23 protein-coding genes are annotated in these 25,164 nt (G+C 37.6%); 5 read left to right on the forward strand and 18 right to left on the reverse strand.

The genetic code is table 11. The features are described 5' to 3' along the window. Nucleotides 1–42: 42 nt before the first annotated feature. Nucleotides 43–2,766: a TonB-dependent receptor gene (locus tag NOV28_RS09425; RefSeq protein WP_255930160.1), complete on the forward strand. Its 2,724-nt coding sequence runs from the start codon at nucleotides 43–45 to the stop codon at nucleotides 2,764–2,766. A 17-nt stretch (nucleotides 2,767–2,783) separates the two neighbouring features. Then, nucleotides 2,784–4,859 (forward strand): DUF5689 domain-containing protein, encoded by a 2,076-nt coding sequence (locus NOV28_RS09430; RefSeq protein ID WP_255930162.1) that lies wholly within the window; start codon nucleotides 2,784–2,786, stop codon nucleotides 4,857–4,859. Nucleotides 4,860–5,179: 320 nt separating this feature from the next. Here the strand turns inward: NOV28_RS09430 and NOV28_RS09435 are convergent, their stop codons facing one another. From NOV28_RS09435 to NOV28_RS09455, 5 genes are read right to left on the reverse strand one after another with little or no spacing between them, the layout of a single operon-like run. After that, nucleotides 5,180–5,650, reverse strand: coding sequence for a DUF6702 family protein (locus NOV28_RS09435; RefSeq protein ID WP_255930164.1), 471 nt, complete (start codon nucleotides 5,648–5,650; stop codon nucleotides 5,180–5,182). Nucleotides 5,651–5,690: 40 nt separating this feature from the next. Continuing rightward, on the reverse strand, nucleotides 5,691–6,449 hold the full coding sequence (locus tag NOV28_RS09440) for an LOG family protein (protein ID WP_255930166.1): 759 nt from the start codon (nucleotides 6,447–6,449) through the stop codon (nucleotides 5,691–5,693). A 5-nt stretch (nucleotides 6,450–6,454) separates the two neighbouring features. After that, on the reverse strand, nucleotides 6,455–7,168 hold the full coding sequence (locus tag NOV28_RS09445) for a nucleotidyltransferase family protein (RefSeq protein WP_255930168.1): 714 nt from the start codon (nucleotides 7,166–7,168) through the stop codon (nucleotides 6,455–6,457). Nucleotide 7,169: 1 nt separating this feature from the next. Continuing rightward, entirely contained in the window at nucleotides 7,170–7,580 is a 411-nt protein-coding gene (locus tag NOV28_RS09450) for a RapZ C-terminal domain-containing protein (RefSeq protein WP_255930170.1), read from the reverse strand. 54 nt (nucleotides 7,581–7,634) lie between these two features. Then, nucleotides 7,635–8,654, reverse strand: coding sequence for an aminoglycoside phosphotransferase family protein (locus tag NOV28_RS09455; protein ID WP_255930172.1), 1,020 nt, complete (start codon nucleotides 8,652–8,654; stop codon nucleotides 7,635–7,637). Nucleotides 8,655–8,705: 51 nt separating this feature from the next. Between NOV28_RS09455 and xrtF the strand changes: the two genes are divergently transcribed. Next, entirely contained in the window at nucleotides 8,706–9,248 is a 543-nt protein-coding gene (gene xrtF, locus NOV28_RS09460) for an exosortase family protein XrtF (RefSeq protein WP_255930174.1), read from the forward strand. Further along, nucleotides 9,235–9,669, forward strand: a complete 435-nt coding sequence (locus tag NOV28_RS09465) for an exosortase F system-associated membrane protein (protein ID WP_255930176.1) — start codon at nucleotides 9,235–9,237, stop codon at nucleotides 9,667–9,669. The genes xrtF and NOV28_RS09465 overlap by 14 nt, the downstream gene beginning before the upstream one ends. Here NOV28_RS09465 and NOV28_RS09470 read toward each other — a convergent pair. The 10 genes from NOV28_RS09470 to NOV28_RS09515 all read right to left on the reverse strand — a co-directional run bounded on the left by NOV28_RS09470 (nucleotide 9,666) and on the right by NOV28_RS09515 (nucleotide 21,979). Then, entirely contained in the window at nucleotides 9,666–10,673 is a 1,008-nt protein-coding gene (locus NOV28_RS09470) for a cation diffusion facilitator family transporter (RefSeq protein WP_255930178.1), read from the reverse strand. The genes NOV28_RS09465 and NOV28_RS09470 overlap by 4 nt on opposite strands. A 76-nt stretch (nucleotides 10,674–10,749) precedes the next feature. Next, complete coding sequence (locus NOV28_RS09475; RefSeq protein ID WP_255930190.1) at nucleotides 10,750–11,742, reverse strand: aspartate-semialdehyde dehydrogenase; 993 nt, start codon at nucleotides 11,740–11,742, stop codon at nucleotides 10,750–10,752. A 28-nt stretch (nucleotides 11,743–11,770) separates the two neighbouring features. Then, nucleotides 11,771–12,208, reverse strand: a complete 438-nt coding sequence (locus NOV28_RS09480; RefSeq protein WP_255930192.1) for a hypothetical protein — start codon at nucleotides 12,206–12,208, stop codon at nucleotides 11,771–11,773. An 82-nt stretch (nucleotides 12,209–12,290) separates the two neighbouring features. Next, the gene (locus NOV28_RS09485; RefSeq protein WP_255930194.1) at nucleotides 12,291–14,762 is read right to left on the reverse strand and encodes a TonB-dependent receptor; all 2,472 of its coding nucleotides are present in this window, start codon (nucleotides 14,760–14,762) and stop codon (nucleotides 12,291–12,293) included. Nucleotides 14,763–14,994: 232 nt separating this feature from the next. Next, complete coding sequence (nadC, locus tag NOV28_RS09490; RefSeq protein WP_255930196.1) at nucleotides 14,995–15,855, reverse strand: carboxylating nicotinate-nucleotide diphosphorylase; 861 nt, start codon at nucleotides 15,853–15,855, stop codon at nucleotides 14,995–14,997. Nucleotide 15,856: 1 nt separating this feature from the next. After that, on the reverse strand, nucleotides 15,857–17,458 hold the full coding sequence (nadB, locus tag NOV28_RS09495) for an L-aspartate oxidase (protein WP_255930198.1): 1,602 nt from the start codon (nucleotides 17,456–17,458) through the stop codon (nucleotides 15,857–15,859). Between the two features lie 5 nt (nucleotides 17,459–17,463). Continuing rightward, a complete protein-coding gene (locus NOV28_RS09500; protein WP_255930200.1) occupies nucleotides 17,464–18,093 on the reverse strand; it encodes an NAD(P)H-dependent oxidoreductase in 630 nt (209 codons plus the stop codon). Between the two features lie 307 nt (nucleotides 18,094–18,400). After that, nucleotides 18,401–18,889 (reverse strand): ribonuclease HI, encoded by a 489-nt coding sequence (gene rnhA / locus NOV28_RS09505; protein WP_255930202.1) that lies wholly within the window; start codon nucleotides 18,887–18,889, stop codon nucleotides 18,401–18,403. 104 nt (nucleotides 18,890–18,993) lie between these two features. Further along, nucleotides 18,994–20,583 (reverse strand): replicative DNA helicase, encoded by a 1,590-nt coding sequence (dnaB, locus tag NOV28_RS09510; protein ID WP_255930204.1) that lies wholly within the window; start codon nucleotides 20,581–20,583, stop codon nucleotides 18,994–18,996. A gap of 157 nt (nucleotides 20,584–20,740) precedes the next feature. Continuing rightward, a complete protein-coding gene (locus NOV28_RS09515; protein ID WP_255930206.1) occupies nucleotides 20,741–21,979 on the reverse strand; it encodes an MFS transporter in 1,239 nt (412 codons plus the stop codon). Nucleotides 21,980–22,064: 85 nt separating this feature from the next. On the opposite strand from NOV28_RS09515, the gene NOV28_RS09520 reads away from it, so the two are divergent. Beyond that, a complete protein-coding gene (locus NOV28_RS09520) occupies nucleotides 22,065–22,403 on the forward strand; it encodes a DMT family transporter (protein WP_255930208.1) in 339 nt (112 codons plus the stop codon). Here NOV28_RS09520 and NOV28_RS09525 read toward each other — a convergent pair whose 3' ends face one another. The 3 genes from NOV28_RS09525 to NOV28_RS09535 all read right to left on the reverse strand — a co-directional run bounded on the left by NOV28_RS09525 (nucleotide 22,404) and on the right by NOV28_RS09535 (nucleotide 25,074). Then, complete coding sequence (locus NOV28_RS09525; protein WP_255930210.1) at nucleotides 22,404–22,775, reverse strand: hypothetical protein; 372 nt, start codon at nucleotides 22,773–22,775, stop codon at nucleotides 22,404–22,406. It abuts the gene before it with no gap. Beyond that, the gene (locus NOV28_RS09530; RefSeq protein ID WP_255930212.1) at nucleotides 22,776–24,290 is read right to left on the reverse strand and encodes a GH3 auxin-responsive promoter family protein; all 1,515 of its coding nucleotides are present in this window, start codon (nucleotides 24,288–24,290) and stop codon (nucleotides 22,776–22,778) included. Nucleotides 24,291–24,642: 352 nt separating this feature from the next. Further along, entirely contained in the window at nucleotides 24,643–25,074 is a 432-nt protein-coding gene (locus tag NOV28_RS09535; protein ID WP_255930214.1) for a hypothetical protein, read from the reverse strand. Nucleotides 25,075–25,164 lie beyond the last annotated feature (90 nt).

Below are 25,164 nucleotides of genomic sequence, written 5' to 3' on the forward strand. Positions count from 1 at the left end.
TTTTAAAAACTGTTATCAATAGGGAGAAATAAATAATTTGTTATGATAAAAAAATTATCCTTAATCTCATTGTTTACTTTGTTGCCTGCATCTTTTTACTTCGCACAAACTACAGTGTATGCGTATGTTAAAGATCAACAAGGAAAACCAGTAGAGAGTGCAGAGATTGATCTTGGACAATCTACTGAAAGCGTGAAAGCTGATAAAATTGGTTATTTTCAGTTTGTCGATTTGAAGCCGGGTCATTATTTGATTACTGTTTCAAAACAAAGTTTTGATCAGAAAATTATCGAATTTGATGTAACATCAAGTGAAAAGAGAAAAGATTTAGGGGTCGTTAGTTTAGTTCCGTCTACTTCTATGGGTGCAGGCGTAATGGTAATTGATGATTCTTCAAGTGATTCTGATGAAGGAGGATCTTCTATGCAACCTACAGTGGGCCTTTTGAGTGCTGGTAGAGATACTTTTCAGAATGTGAGCGCCTTCGAACTTGGAGCTTATTGGTTCAGACCAAGAGGTGTTGAGAATCGTTATGAAGAAGTTTTATTCAATGGAGTATCGATGTCAAAAAACGATGATGGAAAGGTAGATTTCAGCAATTGGGGTGGACTAAATGATGTTACCAGATATCCTTTTGAATCAGTAGATAATATTACACCATCTGAATATGCATTCGGAAATTTAGGAGGAGTAGTTTATTATAATACAAGAGCATCCAGCTACAGAAAACAGACTTCTTTGGCTTATTCTTATACTAATAGAAGTTATTTCCATAGAGCAATGGCAACTTACTCTTCAGGTTTATCCAAAAACGGTTGGGCATTTACATTCTCAGGAAGTAGAAGATGGGCAGATGAAGGAGTGATTGATGGAACTTATCAAGATTCTTACGCTTACTTCGGTGCAATTGAAAAACAATTCAGCAGCCGACATGCGATTAATTTTACCGCTTTTGGATCGCCAACTTACCGTGCAAGTAACTCTCCGAATACCCAAGAAACTTATGATTTAATGGGTAAAGATTACAACTCTTATTGGGGATGGCAAGATGGCGAGAAAAGAAATTCCAGAATCAGAAAAGTATTTGAACCAATGTTCATGATTACTGATTATTTGAAACTCGGAAAAACAAGTAACTGGAACAACACTCTTTCTTACCAATTTGGTAGAGACGGAAGAAGCAGATTAGATTGGTTCCATGCTGCTGATCCAAACCCAACTTACTACAGAAAATTGCCAGGATATGGTATTTTAACTGAAGACGAATTCAAGGCACAATCTCAAATTGACTGGGAAAGTTTGTACCAAGCCAACTATAATAACCGATACAATATGGACGGAACCGATCACGGTGCTGTTTATACTATTGTAGATGATGTGAATAAGGATAAAACCATCAACTTCGTTTCCCACTTTGATACTAAACTCCAAGAGAACTGGAAATTGAACTTGAACTTCGGCTATCAAAACTTGAAATCAGATAATTTCAGAGAGGTTAAAGATCTTTTAGGAGCATCTTATGCCAATAATTTGAATGCTTTCGGAAGCGATCAGCCTTATGATTTAGATAATTCTACTACCCAAGTTGGTGTAGGGGATAGAACCCAGTATTCTTACGATTTATTGAGAAATCAATATTCATTCAACGCATCCACTGAAATCGATTTTGCTAAATGGAATGTAACTGCTTCTGTATTTACTTCTTATGCGGAATCTCAGAGAGATGGTAAATTCAGACACCATAATTTTGCAGACAGCAAAGGGAAAAGCGAGGTATTCAACGCTTTAGATGCAGGAATTAAAGGAAGAGTGTTGTATAAAATTAACGGTAAAAACTTTATCGTTTACAATGGCGCATTCTTCAGCTTAGCACCTACTTTGAATGAAATTTTCATAAGTCCGCGTGTAACTAACATGATTACTCCGAATGTAGAAAACCAAATAATTAATTCGAATGATTTAAGCTACGTTATCAGAGGTCAAGTTCTTAAATTAAGATTAAGTGGTTACTATACCACCATTAATAATGCTACTGAAATTTCAAGATATTATGCGGATATCACCAGTGGTTCAGGAGATGGCGGAAATGCATTAATTGCAGAAGTTTTATCAGGAATCAACAAAACTTACAAAGGGTTAGAATTAGGAGCAGAAATAAAAATCACCCCAACTCTTAGTGCAACCGCAGTAGGAAGTTATGGTGATTACAGAATCTCCAACAATCCTAATGTAAAAACATTTGATGATGATTACGGTGTAAGAGATTGGGGAACCGCAAAATTGAAAGATTATAAAATTGCAGGAACTCCACAAAAAGCCTACTCATTTGGGTTGAGATATAATTCAACAAAATTCTGGTGGATCGGCGCTACCGCAAACTATCTGCAAGACCAATATTTAGATTTCTCTGCATTGAATAAAACAGAAGTAATGTACACCGACCCTGCTACAGGCGATAATTATGCAGGTGCCACTCCGGAAGCTATTGCTCAAATTACAGCACAAAAGAAGTTTGACGATCAGTTCATGTTAAATGCCAATGCTGGAAAATCTTTCTTAATGGGCAAATACAGAATGGGAATCAGCCTAAGTGTAAATAATATTTTAAACAATAGAAATTATGTAACCGGTGGATTCGAGCAGGGAAGAGCTGTAAACTTCCCGGAAGCGTTCGCAGATGCACAAAGAGACAAGCCATGGTTTGGACCAAAATTATGGTACGACAGAGGAACTACTTACTTTGCTAACGTTTATTTAAGATTCTAATTATTAATAATATCCAAATGAAAAAATACAATTCATATTTCAAAATTTTATTCATCGCCTTCGCTTCGCTTCTGGTTACAGGTTGCGTACACGATGATAAATATGATGATCCGAATTTAGATAATTACCAATGTAAGGATCTTACGGCGACGATGACCATTACTGAGGTAAAAGCTTTGCATACTAATAAAAGATATGTTTTTCCAGATAACTCTACCGCAGTGATGGAAGGGTATGTTTCTTCCACAGATGAAAGCGGGAATATCTATAAAACCATCTATATTCAGGATGATCCGACAAACCCTACTGAAGGGTTTACCATCAGTGTAGATGCAGTAAGTACTTATACCAAATATCCTCAAGGTTCCAAAATTTATATTGAATTGAAAGGGCTTGCATTGGGAACTTACGGTGGATTGGTACAATTAGGAATTGAAGATGAGAAAGCAATTGCAACAGGGACTGATGCGGTTTCAAGAATCCCTGAAAAAGCAGTTCCGCTTCATATTTTCAGATCTTGTACGATAAGAAAAGAGATTGTTCCGAAAGTAATGACATTAACACAAATGACTGCTAATAATAAACTCTTAGGAGCTCTTGTTCAAGTAAATGATGCTGAATTTGACCAAAAAGTGCTTTGCTCTACTTTCGCTCCGGATGGTTATACGGTTGATCGACAAATCAACGACCCTACCATGTCGGCTACCACTAGAGTGGTAAGAAACAGTGGTTTTGCTTCATTCGCAAACCAAACTTTACCAGCAGGGAAAGGTAAATTCATTGGAATTTTCACTAAGTACAATTCGACTTATCAAATGTACATCAACAAGGTGAGTGATTTGGCTGATATGACTCATTTCCCAAGAAAAGATGGTTTAACTGCTGATCCTTGTGGATTTGATCCTGCAAGTGCTGCTCAAAAAACAGTAGCTGAAGTGAAGCAAATGTACATCAGCGGAAACTTTACCCAAATTACTCAGGATGCTTACCTTAAAGCTAAAGTAATGGCAAACGATGAAACGGGTAACCTTTACAAATATGTTTATGTTGAAGATGCAACCGGAGGAATCCGTGTAAATATCAATAAATTAAACCTTTATCAGGATTCAAGATTCAAAGTTGGTAAAAACATAATCATTAAATTAAAAGATCTATATATCGGCAAATCGGGTGGAGAATTCCAATTAGGAGTACCATTCAACGGAAATATTGGTCAGGTTGAAGAAGTAAATGTTTATAAATATTTCTTCGATTCTAAGGAAAGTGTTACGAGTGTTACAGCAACTGAAAAAACCATTCCTCAGCTTTCCTTCGAAGATGTTGGAAGATGGATTAAAATCAAAAATGTACAATTTGTAGAAAGTGATCTTGGTGAGCCTTATGCAGCCGGAACAACTACTAACAGAACTTTGAAAGACTGTTCAGGTAACCAAGTGATCCTTAGAACCAGCAATTTTGCCACCTTTGCAAACAATACAATAGATGCCGGACAAGGTGATATTTATGCGGTATTGAGCTATTTCAACGGAACTTATCAGCTTTGGATTCCTTCTCAAGCAAATGCAGATTTCGATAACGAAAGATGTGATGGAGCAGTAGCTCCGAAGATTTTGTTCTCCGAAGAATTTGGAACTTCTTTAGATACCACCAACTGGACTGCAGTAAGTGTGACCGGTGCACAAGCTTGGACAACCTCCAACCAGGGTACAGGAACCAACTATTATGCAGTAATGAACGGCTATGCTAACAGTACCAATAATGCAAATGAAGATTGGTTAGTGTCAAAAGAAATCGACATGAACGGTTATTCACAAATCAATCTTACTTTTGACACAGATGTAAGATACAACGGAACAGCATTGAAAGCATTCGTAACTGATAACTACACAGGAAATCCAGCTACAACGACATGGACTGAACTTTCTGCAATCTGGGATACCAATTCTGGTGCTTTTGGATTCGTGAATTCAGGAAATGTAAGCCTTAATGGTTTTGCCGGTAAAAAAGTGAGAATCGCATTCAAATATGTTTCTACTACATCAGCAGCAAACACTTGGGAAGTCGATAACATTAAAATTAAAGCGAAGCCTTAAGTTTTTAATCTCATCACCTAAAATATAAAGCAGTCTCAATTCGAGGCTGCTTTTTTAATGAATGAATGTCAAAAACAAGTGTAGTAAAACCTCTTAATTCTAAGGAATATCATCCGGATTTTTCTAGTATTGACAAGACATGAATTCTACGATTGATTAAAGTATTATAGCCACATGAAAGGGATTTATAAGCTGACTAATTATGCCGTTTTTTTCTTATATAAAAGCTTTAAAGCAACAAATGATAATGGAATAACTGCGATAAAAAGCATAAAAAAGACCGCAATTTCTTGCAGTCTTTTCAGTTGATCTTATTTCTTTTAAAAATTTACTTCATTTACCTCTCTTCCTCGCTGGAAATTCATTGTTTTTTGATTTCCTTTGTATGCGATGTTTACTAAATTAAACTGTTTCGGAAAAGTACTGAGCAAAATGGTGTTTTTAATTTTCATTGAATTAATTTCGGATACTCCGCCGGTTTCAAAATAAACCCAGACAGACTCTCCGTTGACCTGGCTCCCCGTGAAAGTAAGTGTTTTAGGACTTCCATTGATATACAAATCGAAATTATTGTTCACATACTTTTTAACTTCCGCCTCAAAACTAGCTGTATTTGGATTGATTTTAATAGCGTCTGATATATGCTGAGTATTCATTTTTGTTGTAAACTTCAAGGTCTTGCTTCCTTCCACATAATCTACTTTTGTCATTGATGAATAAAAGTCTGCTGCAGAGAAACTCATCAGCATCATCAAAACAAAAATTACTGTAATATGTAAAAACTTTTTCATTATTTATCGTGTAAAATTAATGTTTCAAATATAATGCCAATTAGAAGTTTACGTTCACAGTATATTTATCATAGAACGCTTTAATGTGTGCTACCGCATCTTCGGCAGTGTCTACTACTCGGTAAAGACTTAGGTCTTGCTCAGAAATCAATCCGTTTTCTAAAAGCGTATTCTGGAACCATTCCAACAAACCGCCCCAAAACTTAGAGCCTACCAAAACGATAGGGAATTTGCCGATTTTATTGGTTTGGATTAAGGTTATTGCTTCCGTCAGTTCATCTAGTGTTCCAAATCCGCCTGGCATTACGATGAATCCTTGAGAATATTTCACAAACATCACTTTTCGGACAAAGAAATAATCAAAATCCATGCTGAATCCTTTATCGATATATGGATTGAAATGCTGTTCAAAAGGAAGTTCTATATTGAGACCAATTGATTTTCCGCCGCCGTTTCTAGCTCCTTTATTCCCAGCTTCCATGATTCCCGGTCCACCACCGGTAATCACACCGAAACCAATTTCGGTTATTTTTTCGGCGATATCTACCGCCATTTGGTAATATTCGTTTTCTGGAGCAAGCCTCGCTGAACCGAAAATTGAAACACAAGGTCCTATTTTTGCCAGTTTTTCGTAACCATCCACAAATTCAGCCATGATTTTGAAAACCATCCAACTGTCTTTGGTGATTGTTTCGTCCCAGGTTTTTTCTGTGAAAGATCGTTTTATTTTCTGATCGATTTCCTGTTCATTTCCTGCGTTAGCTCTGGTGGTTCCTTTGCCTCTTTGTATTTTGCTCATGCGATTTATTTAAAAATTTTTTCGGCTTCCAAAACCGATTCTGGTCTTCCGACATCGATTAAAATTCCCTGATGTTCATAGCCATGGATTTGTTCTGAATGCATCAAATCCAAATATTCTTCCATAATCGAAAACTTTCCCGTTCTTTTTATTTTATTAAATATTTCAGGATTTATGCAGTGTATTCCACTGAAAGCGAGTGGTTTAAAACCTTTGTTGAATTCTGCCAAACGTTGTTCTCCCGTTTCTACATTCAGCCAACCGCGGAGAATCATTTCCGGATTGAACAATAGTTTTCTGGAGCTTTTTCGATCTGAAACCGCTAATGTAGCAAAATCTTTCTTTTCCTGATGGTATTTTACGAATTCCACAACATTCAAATCCGTTAAAATATCTGCATTCATGATTAAGAAATCTTCCTGAAAATCAAGAAACCTTCTTGCAAATACTAGGCCGCCTCCGGTTTCTAGCAACTCACCTCGTTCATCAGAAATTTCAATTTTCGCTCCGAAATTGTCGTTTTTTTTCAAGAAATCAACAATTTGATCTCCAAAATGGTGAATATTGATTACAAAATCATTGATACCGAAACTTTGTAAAAACCGGATGTTTCTTTCGAGCAAAGGAACGTCGTTTACTGTCGCCAATGCTTTCGGGTGATGATCTGTAAATGGTTTCAGCCTTGTACCTTTTCCGGCAGCGAAAATGAGTGCCTTCATTTTAGTGATGATTGAGTTGAGGTTGTTCGTCGTGATTGATCGTTACGGTCGTTTGAGGATATTTTTCTCGGATAAACTCCGCGATTTTCTCAGCCGAATATACTGATCGGTGTTGTCCGCCGGTGCAACCGAAATTGATTTGAAGATTCTCAAAACCACGAGCTAGATAGTCGTCAATATTAATGGAAACAAGGCTTTTCACCAATTCCAAAAATTGGGGCATTTGGGTTTGAGTTTCTAGATAATCCTGTACGCCGATGTCGCAGCCGGTTTGTTGTTTATATTCTTCGATTCTTCCGGGGTTCAAAATTCCTCGACAATCGAAAGCAAAACCGCCACCGTTGCCGGTATTATCTTTTGGGATTCCGCCTTTTTTGTAAGAAAAACTATGGATTTCTATGGTAAGACTCATTTATTATTTTTTATTTTTAAGACTTTAAGGAATTATTCTTTTAAAATTAATTTCTTAATGGTTCATTAAAGTTTCAATTTTATTCTGAACTGTTTCAGATTTCAGTTCTGTAATTAGTTTTTTCAACTCTGGGAAATTTTCCATTTCTTCCCAATGATTTGAAAAATAGTAGAGATTTTCAATTCCCTGATCCAAGCTTTTCAGAAAATGAGGTTTCCGCTGTATTAATCCTCGAAAACCATAAGCGCCTAAAACCTGCATAAATCTGATCAATTGAATCGGTTTTACCGATTTTTTTAGTTGAGATTGGGTTTCTTGGTTTTCCCAAAGAGAGAAATAAAACGCCAACATTTCATCTTTAAATTCTTCTGGAAAATTGGCTTTTGCTTGGAATAAAAATGAAATAACATCGTACATCAAAGGTCCCTTCATCGCTGATTGGTAATCGATGAAATATACTTCGTCATCGCTGTTAACCATGATATTTCTCGCTTGAAAATCGCGAATCATCAAACCTTTTGGAGTGGAATTTTCCAATATTTCGGTTAGTTTTCTGAATTCTTTCAGCAAAGAAGATTTGTGATAAGGAATTTCTAAAACATCTGCGATGAAGCTTTTGAAATAAAACAAATCGTTGGTAATCGGCAGTTCATCGTAATTTTCGTATTCAAAAGTTTTTGAATAATCAATTTGGTTTTCGGTTTTGGTTTGCAACACGAAAAGTTTCGTCAAAGTTTGTTTTACCAAAGCTTTCACACGATCAGAAAGTCCTTCTTTTTCGATGATTTCTGATATTGTATTTTCACCCAAGAATTCCTGAATATACAATTTTCGATCTCCAGAAATGCTGAAAATTTGAGGAGTATTCAGTTTTAATTCAGAAAAAACCTTAGAGAAATAATAAAAACTCTCATTTTCAGGGAGATTTTCGTTGTAAGTGATGATGAATTTTCGATTGGAATTTTCGCCGACAAAGTTTTGTCTTGCCGAACCACTTTGGGCTAAAGAATAAAAATCTGCTGATTTTCCGCCAATATAATCTTCGAAAAAAAGTTTTGCGTTTTCCATGCTCATACTTTTACAAATATAATGAAAATTGATTTTTTAAAATTATATATTTGCTATATGTTCAACGACTTCAAACCGGTTCTGAAAATCCTTTTGCGCTTCATTATCATTTATGTGGTGATGGTTTTGGGATATCAGTTTTACCTTAATAAGTTCCATCATTCGGGTTTGGATCCGGTTTCGGTTTGGGTTGCAGAACAGACGGGTTTTGTGCAGAATATTTTGGGATATCCGTCGCAAATTGTTCATGGAACGCCTGGGAAGGAAACTGCGTGGTTTTATGTTGCCGGAAAATATGTTTCTAGAATGGTTGAAGGTTGTAATGCGATTTCGGTGATGATCCTTTTCTTGGCTTTTATATTTGCGTTTTATAAAGGAACGAAAACCTTTGTCTTTGCGGGATTAGGACTACTTTTTCTTCACTTGATGAATGTGCTGAGAATTGCCGGGCTTAATATTCTTTTAAGGGAAATGCCACAATATTCGAAAATCGGACATGATTACTTATTTCCCGCCATTATTTATGGTAGCGTCGTGTTGCTTTGGTTGATTTGGATTAAATTTTTTGCATTAAAGGATACAGGTAATGAAAATTCTTAATTGGATCATCGTTATCTTAGGAATCTTCGGATTAATCGGAGTCCGAATGATGGAAGATCGTTTGTTTTATGATCCTTTTCTGGATTATTTTCACCTCGCCAACAAGGATGCAACTTTCCCTGATTTCGATTTGATTCCATTGATTTTAAACTATTTGTTCCGGTTTTTGCTCAATTTGATTTTGTCGGCAGTTGTCGTGCATTTTATTTTTAAAAATAAGCAATGGACGGTTCAGGCGATGGTTTTGATGCTGATTGTTTTCGTCATTACTTTTCCGCTTTATCTGTATGCTATCAGTACGAAATTTGAAATCGGGTATCTTTTCTCGTTTTATATGCGAAGATTTGTAATTCAGCCATTGATTTTATTGCTCATCATTCCGATGTTTTATTATCGAAAACAAGCATTGAGTAAATCTTAGGATAGAAGGCTTTCGTCATGCTTTTGCTCTTGCGAAATGTTTTCTGCATTCCAATTTATTTTTCCTATAAAATCGTACTGTCTTACCGGACATTCGGAAAGTTGACAAATCTTACAAGAGAAAGGTTTACAGTCATCTAAATGGAAATTAAATTCAATGAATCTGTCGGAATTCGCTGCGATGGTTTTATACACTTCCTCCATTTCCTCATGTGCTTTTCTAAGTTCGTAATACCACGGTAAAGTAAGGTGCGCATCGATGTGGAGACCGCTTCCGTGTTGTTGAATTCTGGTATTGTGAATGTCGATCCATTCTGTTTTTCGGTTTTTAGTAAGAATTTCAGAAAGTCTGGTAAGCATTCCAAGATCGGCTTCATCCATGATTCCACTTAAAGCTTTTCGGATGATTTTGTAACCTACGAAGATGATGTATCCACCAAAAACAAGCGCTACAGCTGCATCAATCCAAAAAATTTTAGTGAAATAGACCAAAAGCAAACTCATCACAACACCCAAAGTGGTGATGGTATCGCTTTGCAAATGTTTCCCAGAACTCTGTAAAACTAAAGAATTCTGCTGAATTCCTTTCTTTACGGAGATATACCCCATCAAATAGTTTATTCCCGCAGTTAAAGCGACGATAAGCATTCCCCAATCCAATTTTTTGGGAATATTTCCATGTAAAAGCGAATCAACAGCCTGTACAATGATGATGACTCCGGCAAAAATAATTAGCGCACCCTCAACTCCGGAAGTTACAAATTCAACCTTTCCGTGACCATAAGGATGGTCCTCATCTTTAGGTTTTGCAGCAAGATAAAGCGAATAAAGCCCCATAAAACCTGCAACAATATTCACAATGCTTTCCATCGCATCTGAAAATACGGCATCTGAATTGGTGAGATGCCAAGCGACTAATTTGCCGATGAAAAGGACGATCCCGATTATGGCAACGGTTTTTTGAAACGTGAAATTACTTTTTGGTGAGTTCGGATTTTCCGACATGTTGTTCGATTAAATTAATTATGATTGTTTGATGCGTCTAATAAATAAAAAATGCTCAGAAATCTGAGCATTTATCTTAAATGAGTTTATTTTGTAAGAGGTATTCTGCGATTTGCACAGCGTTGGTAGCTGCTCCTTTTCGGAGGTTATCGGCGACAATCCACAAATTAAGTGTTTTGGTTTGTGAAGGATCACGGCGTATTCTTCCGACAAAAACTTCGTCTTTTCCTTCGGAATAAAGCGGCATCGGATAGATCTTGTTTTTCACATCATCCATCACCACAACTCCTGGAGTTTCAGAGAGTATTTTACGGATTTCATCCAAATCGAAATCATTTTCAAATTCGATATTTACACTTTCAGAATGACCACCTTGAACCGGTACCCGAACTGCAGTTGCAGTAAGGTTGAAACTGTCATCACCCATGATCTTTTTAGGTTCAGTCATTAGTTTCAATTCTTCTTTGGTGTAATCGTCATCCGCGAAAACGTCGCAATGAGGAAGTGCATTTTTGAAGATTTCGTAAGGATAAGCCATTTCTGAGCCTTGGTTTCCGTTGATTTCTGCGTTGAGCTGATCTACGGCTTTTTTTCCGGTTCCTGTTACCGATTGATAAGTGGAAACCACAACTCTTTTCAAGTTGTATTTTTTATTTAAAGGATGTAAAACCATCACCAACTGAATGGTTGAGCAGTTTGGATTGGCAATAATTTTATCTTCTTTAGTAAGGATATCTGCATTGATTTCCGGAACTACCAATCTTTTGTCGGGCATCATTCTCCAAGCTGAAGAATTGTCGATTACCGTAGTTCCTGCTTCTGCAAATTTGGGTGCAAACTCTAAAGAAGTAGTGCCACCTGCTGAAAAAAGCGCAATTTCCGGTTTCATATCAATGGCAGTTTGCATGGAAACGATGGAATATTCCTTTCCTTTAAAACTGATTTTTTTACCGACTGATTTTTCCGAAGCAACCGGAATCAGTTCTGTTACGGGGAAGTATCTTTCTTCCAATACTTTCAACATCACTTGGCCCACCATACCTGTGGCGCCTACGACAGCTATTTTCATTATTTTGATAAAAAATTAAAGGTGAAATTTAGGCTCCAAAAAGACGAGTCCATTGAAAAGCCCAAAGCATCAAAGCAATGGCCACAAAGCCAAGAATTACCCAGCTCATTTTCAAAGTATCGTTGGTTTTGAATTTTTTGTTTAGAATGGTCAGCAATACTGCTGCAATGATCATCGCGGTTGGATGTTCTACATAAGTATTTCTGGAAACGGCATCTTTCATTAATGTTCCTGCTTCTTTGGCTGCTTTAAACCCAGGAGAGAAGAAGAACAACATTACCAAACCGATTAAAGCCTGGGTGTGAAAGAAGATCATGGTGAAAAGGGTAGATTTTCTAAGAAGTTTAGAAATTTTCCCGGAATATCCGAACATTGTGAGAAGTAAAGCTACTACGAACACGGCAGTTGCCAATAAGATTAAATAAGCAAAGCCACGGTGTGCCTGAAGCATAATGTTGAAATCCATAATGATAATTTTTAGTTGGTTACAAAGATATAAAAAATCCCGACTGATAGCCGGGATTTAGAGTATTATAAGATTTAATTTCTTAGAAAGTATAACTAACAGAAGCATTCCAAGTTCTTCCGAAACCGAAATAAACTTCGTTGTTTTTGTTAACACCATTCCAGTTATTAGCACTATTAGCATCTGCTGCAATGTTGGTTCTCGATTCAGCGATGTAAGTTTTATCTAATAAGTTGTTTACATTCACTCTTAATTTAAGAGATTTTTTCCACATAAAACTTGCTCCAAGATCAAATAGACCATAATCAGGTAATTTAATAGCTTGTGCGCCGTCGTTTGTAGTCCTGTTTTGTGGTTCAAAAGCAGAATACAAGTTACTTGCATGTCTGTATTGAGCATCAAAATTAAACCAGTCGGTAACTTTGAAGTCTGCTCCTAATGCTGCAGTAAATTGTGCTGCATCACCTACTTTCACACCGTCAAGATATAGGGTTTGAGTACCTACAACTGCATTAGTATTATCGTCAATAAATGTTGCTGTAGGGTTTCCTTTGTAGAACCAGTCTCCGATTGAAAGCATACCGTTAACAGTAACAAATTGTGCTGGTTTTACATTGAAATCTAATTCAATTCCTCTGTGTACCTCTTGGATTCCCAACATGTTAGCAACATAAGAAATATTATTTACTCTAGAAGTAACTCTTCTGTAGATATCATCCCAAGATGTTGAGTACAAGTTTAAGTTCGCGTTGAATATTGCAGATCTAAAACCATAACCTACTTCGAATGAAGTAATTTTCTCATTAGTTAAATCAGGGTTTACATCATTTCTGTTGTTTAAGAAAACAGCTCCGAAGAAAGGTTGTCTTTCATAGTATCCAGCGTTTACAAATACGTTATGGTTTTCGTTAATATTGTAGTTTGCACCACCTTTAACGTTGAATCCAACTAAATCAACTTTTTCGCTTTCCTGCTCAGCTGGAGTAAACAACATATAGTCGATTCTCTGGAAGCCTTGGTTGGAAACTGATCCTTGAACAAATGCCGATAATGCATCGTTGGTATATTCTACCTGCCCGAAACCACCGATCCAGTTTACAATTCCATCGTTGCTGTAAGCCATTTGATCTTTAATATCGTTGGTTTTACCTCCGAAAGGATTCCAGCTTGCAGATGCACCGAATGTATTGGTAATGCGATTTGGTTTATTGTTGACGTTAGAATTATCTGTATAACCTCTATTTCCTAGTAAATCGCTTACGATTCTGTAGTGCATACCATCGTATCTTCTAGCATCAACACCAACAGTAGCATTAATATTTTCGCTGAATTTATGATTTAAGCTAGAGATAATACCATACCAGTTGTGAGAATTGATTGAAGATCTTCTGATAAGTCCATTTCTTCTATTACCATCTGCTTCGAATGGATTAGCATCAACTGCACCAAAGTCAGCAACAGCGCCTCCTTGGTTCCATTTTACGATGTCATCAAAACGAATTAATCCGTCTGCAGTTCTAGGAAGTGCGGTGTAAGATTTGTTGTCAATACCTCCAGCATCACCAGTACCACCACCTCTACCGAAAGAAGCGTAAACAACTGAGTTTAATTTAGTAGCGTCATTAATATTCCAATCCCAGTTCAAAGACATTACTGGTTTATGGTAATAATTTCTTGTCATAGAATATTCTTCACCATTTAAATATCCCCAGTTTTGGTTATATTTTCTGTTTGGTTCGTCTTCAGTACCCCCATATTTAATATGATCGGAGATTTTAGATTGAAAAGATCTTTGGTTGTGCCATTGTGGTGCACCAGTAATGGTAAATTGTAAATCGTGAGTAGCGTTTGGTTTGAATCCAAGTGCGAAGTAGTAGTTGTAGCCTTCGAATTCAGTTCCGTCAGCATACATTGATCCTGCAGTTCTACTCATTAAGAAAGATGAAGACCATCCTTTGTCTGATTTCCCTGTGTTGTAAGAAAATAAAGCCTTGTGATAGCCATCGTTTCCTACACCAACAGTTACGTTTCCTTGTCTTTTCTTGTCTGCAGCTCTTGTCAAAACGTTAATTGTTCCACCAACAGATGCAATTGCTAATTTTGAAGATCCAAGACCTCTTTGTACTTGCATTGCAGAAGTTACATCAGAAAGCCCCGCCCAGTTAGACCAATAAACAGCACCATTTTCCATGTCGTTTACAGGAACCCCATTGATCATTACCGCAGTGTTTCTCTGATCAAAACCTCTTACGTTAATTCTGGAATCACCAAAACCACCGCCACCTTTAGTAGCGTACACAGAAGGTGTCGTATTTAGGATTTCAGGGAATTCCTGATTTCCTAGTCTTTCAACGATTTGTGCTTCTTTAATTGTAGAAACTGCCACTGGAGTTTTTCTGTCTTTCGCGATGTCAGCAACACCTGTTAGAACAACCTGCTCAATGTTTTTCTCTCTGCCCACAGTGTCATTCACAGATTGTGCATAATAAACACTTGCTGTAGATAGTGTAAGAACTACCGTAAGCATCGATTTTTTCAAAGGTTTGAAATTCATTTTTTTGATTATAGATTGGTTTATAAATTTTCTTTGATGGCGCAAAAATATGATAAATAAATTTAACATTGATTAACAAATTGTTAATTTTTGAAATATTGCCTTTTTATGGTGTATCGCATTGGTATTTAATGGCTTAAATGGGCATTTTTTATTAAGCTGTCTGCTTTGTGTTCTGTTAAATTATAAAAAAAAGCCAAAAAAACATTAGTGGATGCATAAAATAACATTTCTATTTCACTGCTTTCAAACTTAAATCCATGTTTTCTGCTGAATGGGTAAGTGCGCCTGCCGAAATAAAGGTAACGCCAGTTGATGCCACATCTTTTAGCATATCGCGAGTGATGCCGCCCGATGCTTCGCTTTCGCATTGTCCGTTAATAATTTCCACGGCTTTCTTCATCGTCGGTACATCCATATTGTCCAGCATAATGCGGTCTGCTTTGGCTTTAAGGGCTTCTTTAACTTCGTCAAGATTGCGCGTTTCCACCTCGATTTTCAGCTTCAATTTGTTTGTTTTCACATAATCTTTTGCCATTTTCACGGCCTTTGTGATGCTTCCGTTGTAATCTATATGATTGTCTTTCAGCATGATCATGTCGTAAAGCCCATATCTGTGGTTGGTACCGCCACCAATTGCTACTGCCCATTTTTCACAAATTCTAAAATTGGGTGTTGTTTTTCTGGTGTCGAGTAGTTTTGTTTTAGTTCCCAAAAGTCGGGAATCCCAGTCGTGAGTTAAAGTTGCGATACCGGACATTCTTTGCATACAGTTCAAAACCAATCTTTCCGTTTGTAGAATCGATCGGGCTTTTCCACTGACAATGAATGCAATATCGCCCACTTTTGCTGCTTCACCGTCTTTGATGAAGACTTCCACCTTCATGTTTTTATCGAAAGTTTTGAAGATAATTTCAGCCAATTCAACTCCCGCGAGGATGCAATCTTGCTTCACCAAAAGTTTAGCTTGCTGTTCCAAATCTGCCGGAATCGTCGATAGGGTAGAGTGGTCGCCGTCCTGGATGTCCTCTTCCAGAGCGGATTTTATGAATTGTTTTAGTGCTTTATCGGTGGTGTAGGGTGGTCTTTTCATATTAGTTTTCAGAAATTATTAATGATTTTTTTGCCAAATCCTTATTATAAAAACTTCCTTTGTTTTCTTTCATTTGAAGCGAATGTTTGATGATTAAATAGCTGATGTTCACTAAATTACGGAGTTCGGAAAGTTGCGGCGACATAATGCTGTAGTTGTAAAGTTCAGTCACGGCTTCGTAGATTTCGCGCTGTTTTTTTTGCGCCAGTTCAAGACGGGCATTGCTACGAACGATGGCCACAAGGTCACTCATCATTTCCTGCAATTGTCGTCTCAGATACGAAACCATCACCATTTCGTCCATCATTTTCATGCCTTCTTCATTCCATTCCGGTACGGATTTTAAATCCTCGAAATTAAAATCATTAATTTCGAGAAGTTCTATTGTTTTCATGGCAGCATTATGTCCGAAAACCAATCCTTCCAGTAAAGAGTTGGAAGCTAATCTGTTAGCTCCGTGCAGGCCGGAATTGGTGCATTCGCCCACAGCGAAGAGATTTTTTATTGAACTCTGTCCATGTCGGTCGGTTTCTATGCCGCCCATGAGGTAATGACAAGCCGGAACTACAGGAATCAATTGTTTAAAGGGATCGATGCCCTCGTCTAGGCATTTTTGGTAAATGTTTGGGAAATGCTCTTTGAATTTTTCATGATCCATTTCTCTACAGTCGAGACCCATGTAGTCATCTCCGCTGATTTTCATTTCATTGTCAATAGCTCTGGCTACAATGTCGCGGGAAGCTAATTCTTCCCGTTCATCATATTTGTGCATGAATTTTTCACCATTTTTCAATCGAAGTTTTGCGCCATCACCACGAACTGCTTCTGAAATCAAAAACAACATTCCATCTCTTTTAGAAAACAATGCTGTTGGGTGAAACTGATAATACTGCATGTTCGATACTTTTCCGCGGGCACGGTGTACAAAGGCAATTCCGTCGCCAGTGGCAATAACAGGATTGGTTGTGTTTTTGTAAACGTGGCCTGCTCCACCGGTGGCTACCAAAGTAATTTTCGCAGTGATTTTTTTGATTTTTTTTGATTTCTCATCCAGAATATAGGCGCCGTAGCACGAAATATCATCGGTATTGAGTTCTTTGCCCGGAACATGGTGTTGGGTAATCAAATCGATTACATAATGGTGGGCGAGCATTTCGATATTGTTCGATTTTCGAATGGTTTCCAGCAATGCGCGCTCTATTTCGGCACCAGTAATGTCTTTGTGATGAACAATTCTATTTTCGGTGTGGCCGCCTTCGCGTCCTAATTTGAAATCGCCGTCCTTTTCAGTGTCAAAATGCGTTCCCCAATCTACCAGTTCTTGGAATCTTGCGGGACCTTCTTTAATCACCATCTCCACGATTTCGCGGTTGTTTTCGCCGTCTCCGGCTCTCATGGTATCGTCGATGTGTTTCTGGAAGTTGTCTTTGTCAAAATCCGTCACCACAGCAAGGCCACCTTGTGCGTATTTGGTATTGCTTTCATCTTCATCGGCTTTGGTGACGATGATGATTTGGGCATCGGGCATTTTTTCTGATATTTTTATCGCATAGGAAAGCCCAGAAATTCCGGAACCGATCACGAGTACATCTGCTTTTATCATGGTGTTTATAAGAATTTAAACAATTTATCGTCAGGTTTGCGCACTTTTTTCAGGTGCTGAAAATGGTCATCTTCTGCTCTATAACCTAAAGCCAACGTCACTGTTGCGGAATCTGCGGTTGAATCGAGTCCTAAGATTTCATTCATTAAATCCTCGTCAAAGCCTTCCATCGGGCAACTATCAACTTCTTCTAATGCAGCGGCGAACATCAGTTGTCCCAAGACGATATAAGCTTGTTTTTGATTCCAATGTTGTTGTTCTTCTTGGGAAAGTGAATTGATGTAAAAATCGATGCTTTTACGAAAAAGATCAAGGCTTTCGAGCGGAACATTGCGCAGTTCGGTGATGTGTCGGAAATATCCGTCCACGTATTTTTCTTCAATGTTTTTTTTAGAAACCAAAACAATTAGATGTGAACAAGTGGAAATTTGCGACGGATTTCTGAATGCAGCAATCAGTTTTTCTTTAATCTCTTCGGATTCAACTATAAAAATCTTGTAAGGCTGAAGTCCCAATGAACTGGCAGAAAGTTGACCGGCTTTTAGAATGTTCCGTAAAATTTCCTGAGGAATTTTTTTCTCCTTATTGAATTTTTTTACAGAATATCGTTTTTGAAGAGACTCAATGTAATTCATATTTCAAAGATAGAAAAAAGTCGGAAGATGGAAGCGCGATGTTGGAAGTTTTAATACGAACAAAGAAAGGGTGGGATGGTGCCGATTACGTCTGTTTTTGCCGAAAACGACCGTTTTTGCCGATAGGAGGTTAGTGCCTTTATGGTGGGCTAGGACTGGGCTTTGCCTAGGCTTTGACTGGGGGAGAGATAGTCTTGATATTTTTTAGATGCTAGATGCCAGACATGAGATATTAAACTACATAGATGGAAGATGTATGTTGTAAATATGTTTATGAGAACAATTGTATCAAACAAGACGAGTCTATTCAGGGATTGACATCAAACAATCCGTCACCATTTGGATTTTCGAAATATTCGTCGATTTCAAGGTCAGAAGATTGCGCTGCTTTCACGGCAAGTTGGTCGCAGATTTCGTTTTCAGGATGCCCGGCGTGGCCTTTCACCCAGTGGAAAGTAGTTTTGTGGGCGTTTAATAATGGGATGATCCGTTTCCAAAGATCAGGGTTTTTTACATTTTTGAATCCTTTTCTGATCCATCCATAGATCCATTTCTGGTTGATGGCATCGGAAACATATTTGCTGTCGGTATAAATATGGATGTCGTTTTCAGTGGATTTAAGTTTTTCCAAAGCCGTAATCACCGCCAAAAGTTCCATTCGATTATTGGTGGTATGTCGAAAACCTTTTGAATATCTTTTTTCGTAGTTTTTTTCGGGAACTTTCATCACAATTCCGTAACCTCCTTTTCCGGGATTCCCGCTGCAAGCACCATCAGTAAAGATTTCTATCCTCAATTTAGTAAAAATTAATGTTTAAAAACAATTGGTCAATTCTATTAAAAAACGGGCAATAGCCCGCTTACATTGATGTTTTTATTGAATGTTGAATTCGTTTGGTCTTAAAATTTAAAATCATCGTCATCGTCATCATCATTCATCGCCGAACCTGAAAGATTTTGGTTATTTGGAAGATCAAATGCTGCGCCTGGATCGATGGTTGCTTTTATTTTTTCGAAACCGCTAGGTTGATCTTGTTGTCCGAAATTGGAAGGTTGGTATCCATAGCTGTTTCCGAATAAATCAAGGTCAGCAAATTTTGCAATATTTTTAAAGAAAGACATTCTCACATCCGCGGTAGCACCATTTCTGTGTTTTGCGATGATGAGTTCGGCCTGATTTTCTGTGGAAGTTTCAGCTCCATCTTCATCGTTGTCCCAAGTCGTAATTTTATAATATTCCGGACGGAAAATAAAGGAAACGATATCGGCATCCTGCTCAATCGCTCCAGATTCCCGAAGGTCGGAAAGCTGTGGACGTTTTCCGGGGCGTGTTTCCACACTACGCGAAAGCTGTGAAAGTGCAATTACAGGTACGTTGAGTTCTTTAGCAATCGCTTTTAAGGAACGGGAAATGGTTGCAATTTCCTGCTCACGATTTCCTGCGCCACCTTTTCCGCTGTTTGCGGTCATTAGTTGAAGGTAATCCACCATGATGATTTTCACGCCGTGTTGCATCACCAATCTTCGGCATTTCGCCCGAAAATCAAATACAGAAAGTGATGGTGTTTCGTCGATATATAAAGGTGCGTTTTCCAGTTCGGAAACATTGGAGAAGAGTCTTTGCCACTCTTCATCGCTCATTTGTCCTTTTCTTAATTTTTCTGATGAAATGCCGGTTTCGGATGCAATCATCCTTGTAATCAACTGTACAGAAGCCATCTCCAGAGAAAATAAAGCTAAAGGTACTTTGTGTTCTACGGCAATATTTCGTGCCATTGATAGCAAAAAAGCGGTTTTTCCCATCGCAGGACGTGCCGCGATGATGATCAAATCGGAATTTTGCCAACCTCCGGTTTCTTTATCAATGTCTCTGAAACCGGAAGGAACTCCGGAGATTCCTTCTTTGTCTTTTAAAGATTTAATGGTTTCAATAGCTTGTTTTACCAAAGTATTTGCGGTGTCGAAACCTTTTTTGATGGTTCCGTTGGTGATTTCAAAGAAGGATTGTTCTGCTTTGTCGAGAAGTTCAAAAACATCGGTAGATTCTTTGTAAGAACTGTCGATTACGTTTGCGGAAACATTAATTAAACTTCTTAAAATGAATTTTTCAAGGATTACCCGAACGTGATATTCAATGTGAGCGCTGGATGAAACGCCCATCGTTAAATCAATGATATAATGATCACCACCTGCCAAATTCAATCTTTCGGTTTTTTTGAGTTCCTGAATAACGGTCATCAAATCTACAGGATGGTTTCCTTCGTAAAGTTTGAGGATGGCTTTGAATATTTCCTGATGGCGAGGATCGTAGAATACATCGGCCGTAAGAAGATCGATGGAATAATCGAGCCCTTTCTTGTCGATCAGGAAAGTACCGATTACCAATTTCTCGAATTCTACTGCGTTCGGCGGCATTTTACCGTCTGAAATAGAGAGTTCTTTGGCGAAATTGCCGTGAATGAGCGATGATAATGTTTCCTTTTGTGCCATAGGGCAAAGATAGTTTTTTTAAAAAATTAAATTCAGATAGTAATCAACAATTCTCTGTTTGTATTTTGTAAATAATTGAAATACAGTAGTTTTAAATGTTGATAAGTCAACAAGAAAGTGATTGAAAAAATAAAGAAAGCAAAGAGAAAACTTTCGTTTAATAATTCATTTTTCTGAGTTTCGGTACGGTAGTTCCCACGAGCAAAGCGATCAAAACCGTCATGCTTCCTCCGAAAACTACTGATCTTACGACGCCTAATAATTTCGCAGCCAGTCCACTTTCAAATTGGCCCATTTCGTTGCTCGACATGATGAAGATTGAATTGACGCTCAACACTCTCCCGCGAATATAATCTGGGGTTTTCAGCTGCACAATAGTTCCTCGAATGACCACGGAAATTCCATCGAGCATTCCGCTGCAAACCAACAGGAAGAACGAAAGCCAATACCATTCTGAAAGTCCAAAACCAATGATGCATAATCCAAATCCGGCCACTGCTGTCAATAAAATTTTGCCTTGATTTTTCTTTAACGGAACAAAAGCCAAAAATGCAATAATACACATGGAACCGATATCAGAAGCGGCATTTAGCAAACCAAAACCTTCCGCTCCGACTTTCAGAATATCTGTTGCGAAAACCGGAATCATCGCCACTGCTCCGCCGAAAAGTACCGCAAACATGTCTAAACAAAGTGCTCCTAAAATTTCTTTTGTTTTATAGATATAAGCAATTCCTTCTCGCATGCTTTGCACCACTCCAATTTCTTTTTGGGTGTTTTCGGAAGGGTGTTTATTGAGCATCCAAAAGAAAATGGACGAGAAAATCATTAAACCCACAACCACCAAAATGGTTCCGGAAATATCAATCCAATGAATCAGAAATCCGCCTAAAGCATGACCAACAACCGATGCCGTAAGAAAAGTTCCTTGGTTGAGCGTAATCGCATTCGGAAGAACTTCTTTTGAAACGATTTTCGGAATCATAGAAGGGATGATTGGTCCTAAAAACGCCCTGCAAAATCCCGTAAAAAAGATAACAACATAGATAAAATACGATATTTCTTTGTTGCTTAAATGCAATAATTGATTGCCAAAAAATGCAGGAATGATCAATAAACTAATGAGAAAAACATAAAAATAGTTGCAGATCAAAAGCAATTTTTTCTTCTCTGAATTGTCAATCACATGACCTGCGTACAAAGCGGTGGAAACCGCCGGGATTACTTCTGAAAGTCCGATTAAACCAATCGCAAACGGATCTTTGGTGAGTTGATAAATCCACCATCCCATAAGCGTTGCAAGCATTCTGAACGAAAGAACCAGGAAAAACCGACCGGTCATTAAATTTCGGAATTCGGGAATTTTTAGGGTTTGTACAGGCGTGAGTGAAATCATTTTGCAAATGTAATTTTTAAGAATTAATCTGCGTAAATCTTTGCGAAGAGTTTTTGAGCATTTGATAAAAACTTATCTTTGATGCATGAATTGGATTATTCTCATTATTGCAGGTTTGTTCGAAACCGGTTTTGCGACTTGTCTCGGAAAAGCTCAGGAAACCACCGGCCGCGAAAGTAATTTCTGGTGGGGCGGATTCGTGCTTTCGCTGTTCATCAGTATGTTTTTAATGTTTAAAGCGATTTCCATTGGCAATAATCCCATTCCGATCGGAACTGCGTATGCGGTTTGGACCGGAATTGGCGCTGTTGGTGGTGTTTTAGCAGGAATTTTTATCTTCAATGAACCGGCTACTTTCTGGCGAATGTTTTTCGTTTGTACTTTAATTGCTTCCGTGGTCGGCTTGAAATTGGTCAGTCATTAATTATTGTCCAGCAATTGTATGCCCAAAAGCTTCACCAATTTTTTTCATGGTATCTGCAATTACAAAAGTCATTATAAGCAATCCGGCTGTTGTACTAATTAAAATAACCGTTGCACCGGTTTTATTCTTTTTGATTTCTTTAATATCACTTTTGGCAATAGTAAAAGGCTGATTTTTCTTTGTTCCACGAATCGAATCTTTTTCAATGGAAGTCACATTCAGAAAAACTTTGTGGTTGTTTTTATCGAAAATGGTATATTTTGTTCCAGCTTGAATATTATCAAAATTTCCTTGGTTTTCGTACACATTATATTTCGTGGAAACACAAGAAGTAATAAGAATGAGCAATAAGAAAAGAGTTGCTTTTTTCATTTATTCTTCCAGTTTATGGTTGATTAATTTTTCCAAAAAATCCGCAATCTTTCGATCATTGGCCAACCTCGGAATTTTGTTTTGTCCACCGAGTTTTCCTTCGGATTTTGCATAATCCTGAAAAGCATTTTTCTGTAATTTAGAGATGATTAAAGGTTGCAAAATATTTCCTGCAATTAAATCATCATAATACACATTTCTTTTTCGCATTTCTGCATCCAGATTTTGACGGAAGTTTTCCAAGTTTTCCGGTTCTTTTTCAAACTCGATCAACCATTCATGATAAGGCAAACCTTCTTGCGGATTCACCTGTGGAGCTAAATGAAATTCGGTAATCTGAGCCGGAAATTTTTCCACAGTCGCCTTCATCGCTTCTTCCACTTCAAACGCAATCACATGTTCGCCAAAAGCGGATGTGAATTGTTTCGTCCGTCCGGAAACCACGATTCTATAAGGTTTTTTTGAAATAAAACGAACCACATCACCGATTGAATACGCCCAAAGTCCGGAATTGGTGGTGAGAATTAATGCGTAATCTTTATGAAGTTCAATATCTTTTAAAGTCAATCTTTTCGCGTCTGGTTTTCCGTATTCTTCCAAAGGAACAAATTCGTAGAAAATCCCGTGATTGGTCAAAAGTTGCAAACCTTCTTTCTGATAATCATCCTGAAATGCAAAAAATCCTTCGCTTGCCGGAAAAGTTTGAATCGTATCGACGGGTTTCCCCAAAAGTTCATTCATTTTTTCGCGGTAAGGTTCGAAATTCACGCCGCCGGTGATGATGAGTTGCAAATTCGGGAAAAGTTCGGTGATTTTCTTTCCGTTTCTTTCGATGAGTTTTTCGAAATACATAATCAACCAAGGTGGAATTCCCGAAATCAGGGTCATGTTTTCTTTTTCGGTTTCTTTTACGATTTCGTCCACTTTGGTTTCCCAATCTTCGATGAGGTTGGTTTTCAGGCTTGGCAAACGATTTTTCTGAAGATAATTCGGGATATGATGCGCCACAATTCCGGAAAGTCTGCCGGTTTTAATTCCGTTGATTTCCTCTAATTCCGGACTTCCTTGCAAGAAAATCATTTTCCCGGAAACGAAATCTGAATTATTTTTCTGATTGATATAATGAAAAATCGCACTTTGGGCTGCAGCAATTTGATAGGGCATTCCTTCCTTGGAAATCGGAATGTATTTTGCGCCGGAAGTGGTGCCGGAAGTTTTAGCGAAATACTCGGGGGTTTCGGTCCAGAGGATGTTTCGTTGTCCTTTTTTAACGCGTTCGATATAAGGTTTCAGCTCTTCATAATCGTCAATTTTTACCAATTTTTGAAAATCCGGAACATTCTGAATCGTTTCAAACTGATGTTCTCTTCCGAACAAAGTCTTCTCCGCAGTTTTGACCAAAGACAATAAGAGTTTTTCCTGATCTTCAACGGCGTTTTGCTTGTATATTTCGGCTTCTTTAACGTGCTTTTTTGCCCAGATTAAAGCGATTTTTTTCTTTATAAAATTTAGCATAAAGCAAATTTAAAGGTTTTTGGAGATAATCTTGTTGATTTTTAATTTTAAAATTAATGACGATAGCCCAAACTTCAATTTAGAGAAGAGGATCCTAGATTTCAGGAGCTGTGTTGCTACAAATTTCGAGTGTTCGAAGAAGTTTACGATAAGCAATTCCAATTTTGATCGGAGTTGCAAAATTTCCACTATAACAGAATCAATAATGTAGGTGCAGGTTTTTCTCCAAACAATTACTCTTGATGAGTTTCACGGTAGTTTTAAAGAAAAATTCATCCAATATTTTTTCTAAAGTATAAAAAAACCGCTTCAGATGAGTGAAGCAGTTTTTTACTTTTAAAATGAATTGGAATTATCTGGTAGCGTTTGCGGTCCAGGTTTTACCATCTGCATGGTACAAAATTTTCAACTCATTGTTATCAATTCTAATGTAAGAAGTTGCGGTAGAACCTACCATCACTAAGGTATTGTCACCAGTTTTTTCAAATTGAACTCCATTCAAATCAGGAATTGAATCTGAGAATCTGAAGTTGTACTTGGTTCCACTCGCGATTTTTGTAACGAAAACACTTCCGTTGTCTTTATTGATGGTTGTGGTACCATCGGTATAACCAACGGAACCATTGTAAGTTCCCGCGAAGAAATCGTTATCGGCAGGATCATCGTCACGGCTACAAGAGCTTAGAGAAAACACCGAAAATACCAAAAGGAATAATGCAATTAATTTTGCGGTTCCTTTAAAAATAGAATTTCGAGATTGTTTTTTTTGAAGAATAGATTTCATAATATTTATTTTTTAAAGATTGATAGGATGGAGGTTTTCAAACATTATGCCATGAAATCATAATGGATTTAATTTAACTTTTATTATCAA

Source organism: Kaistella montana (assembly GCF_024436175.1).
Lineage (GTDB): Bacteria > Bacteroidota > Bacteroidia > Flavobacteriales > Weeksellaceae > Kaistella > Kaistella montana.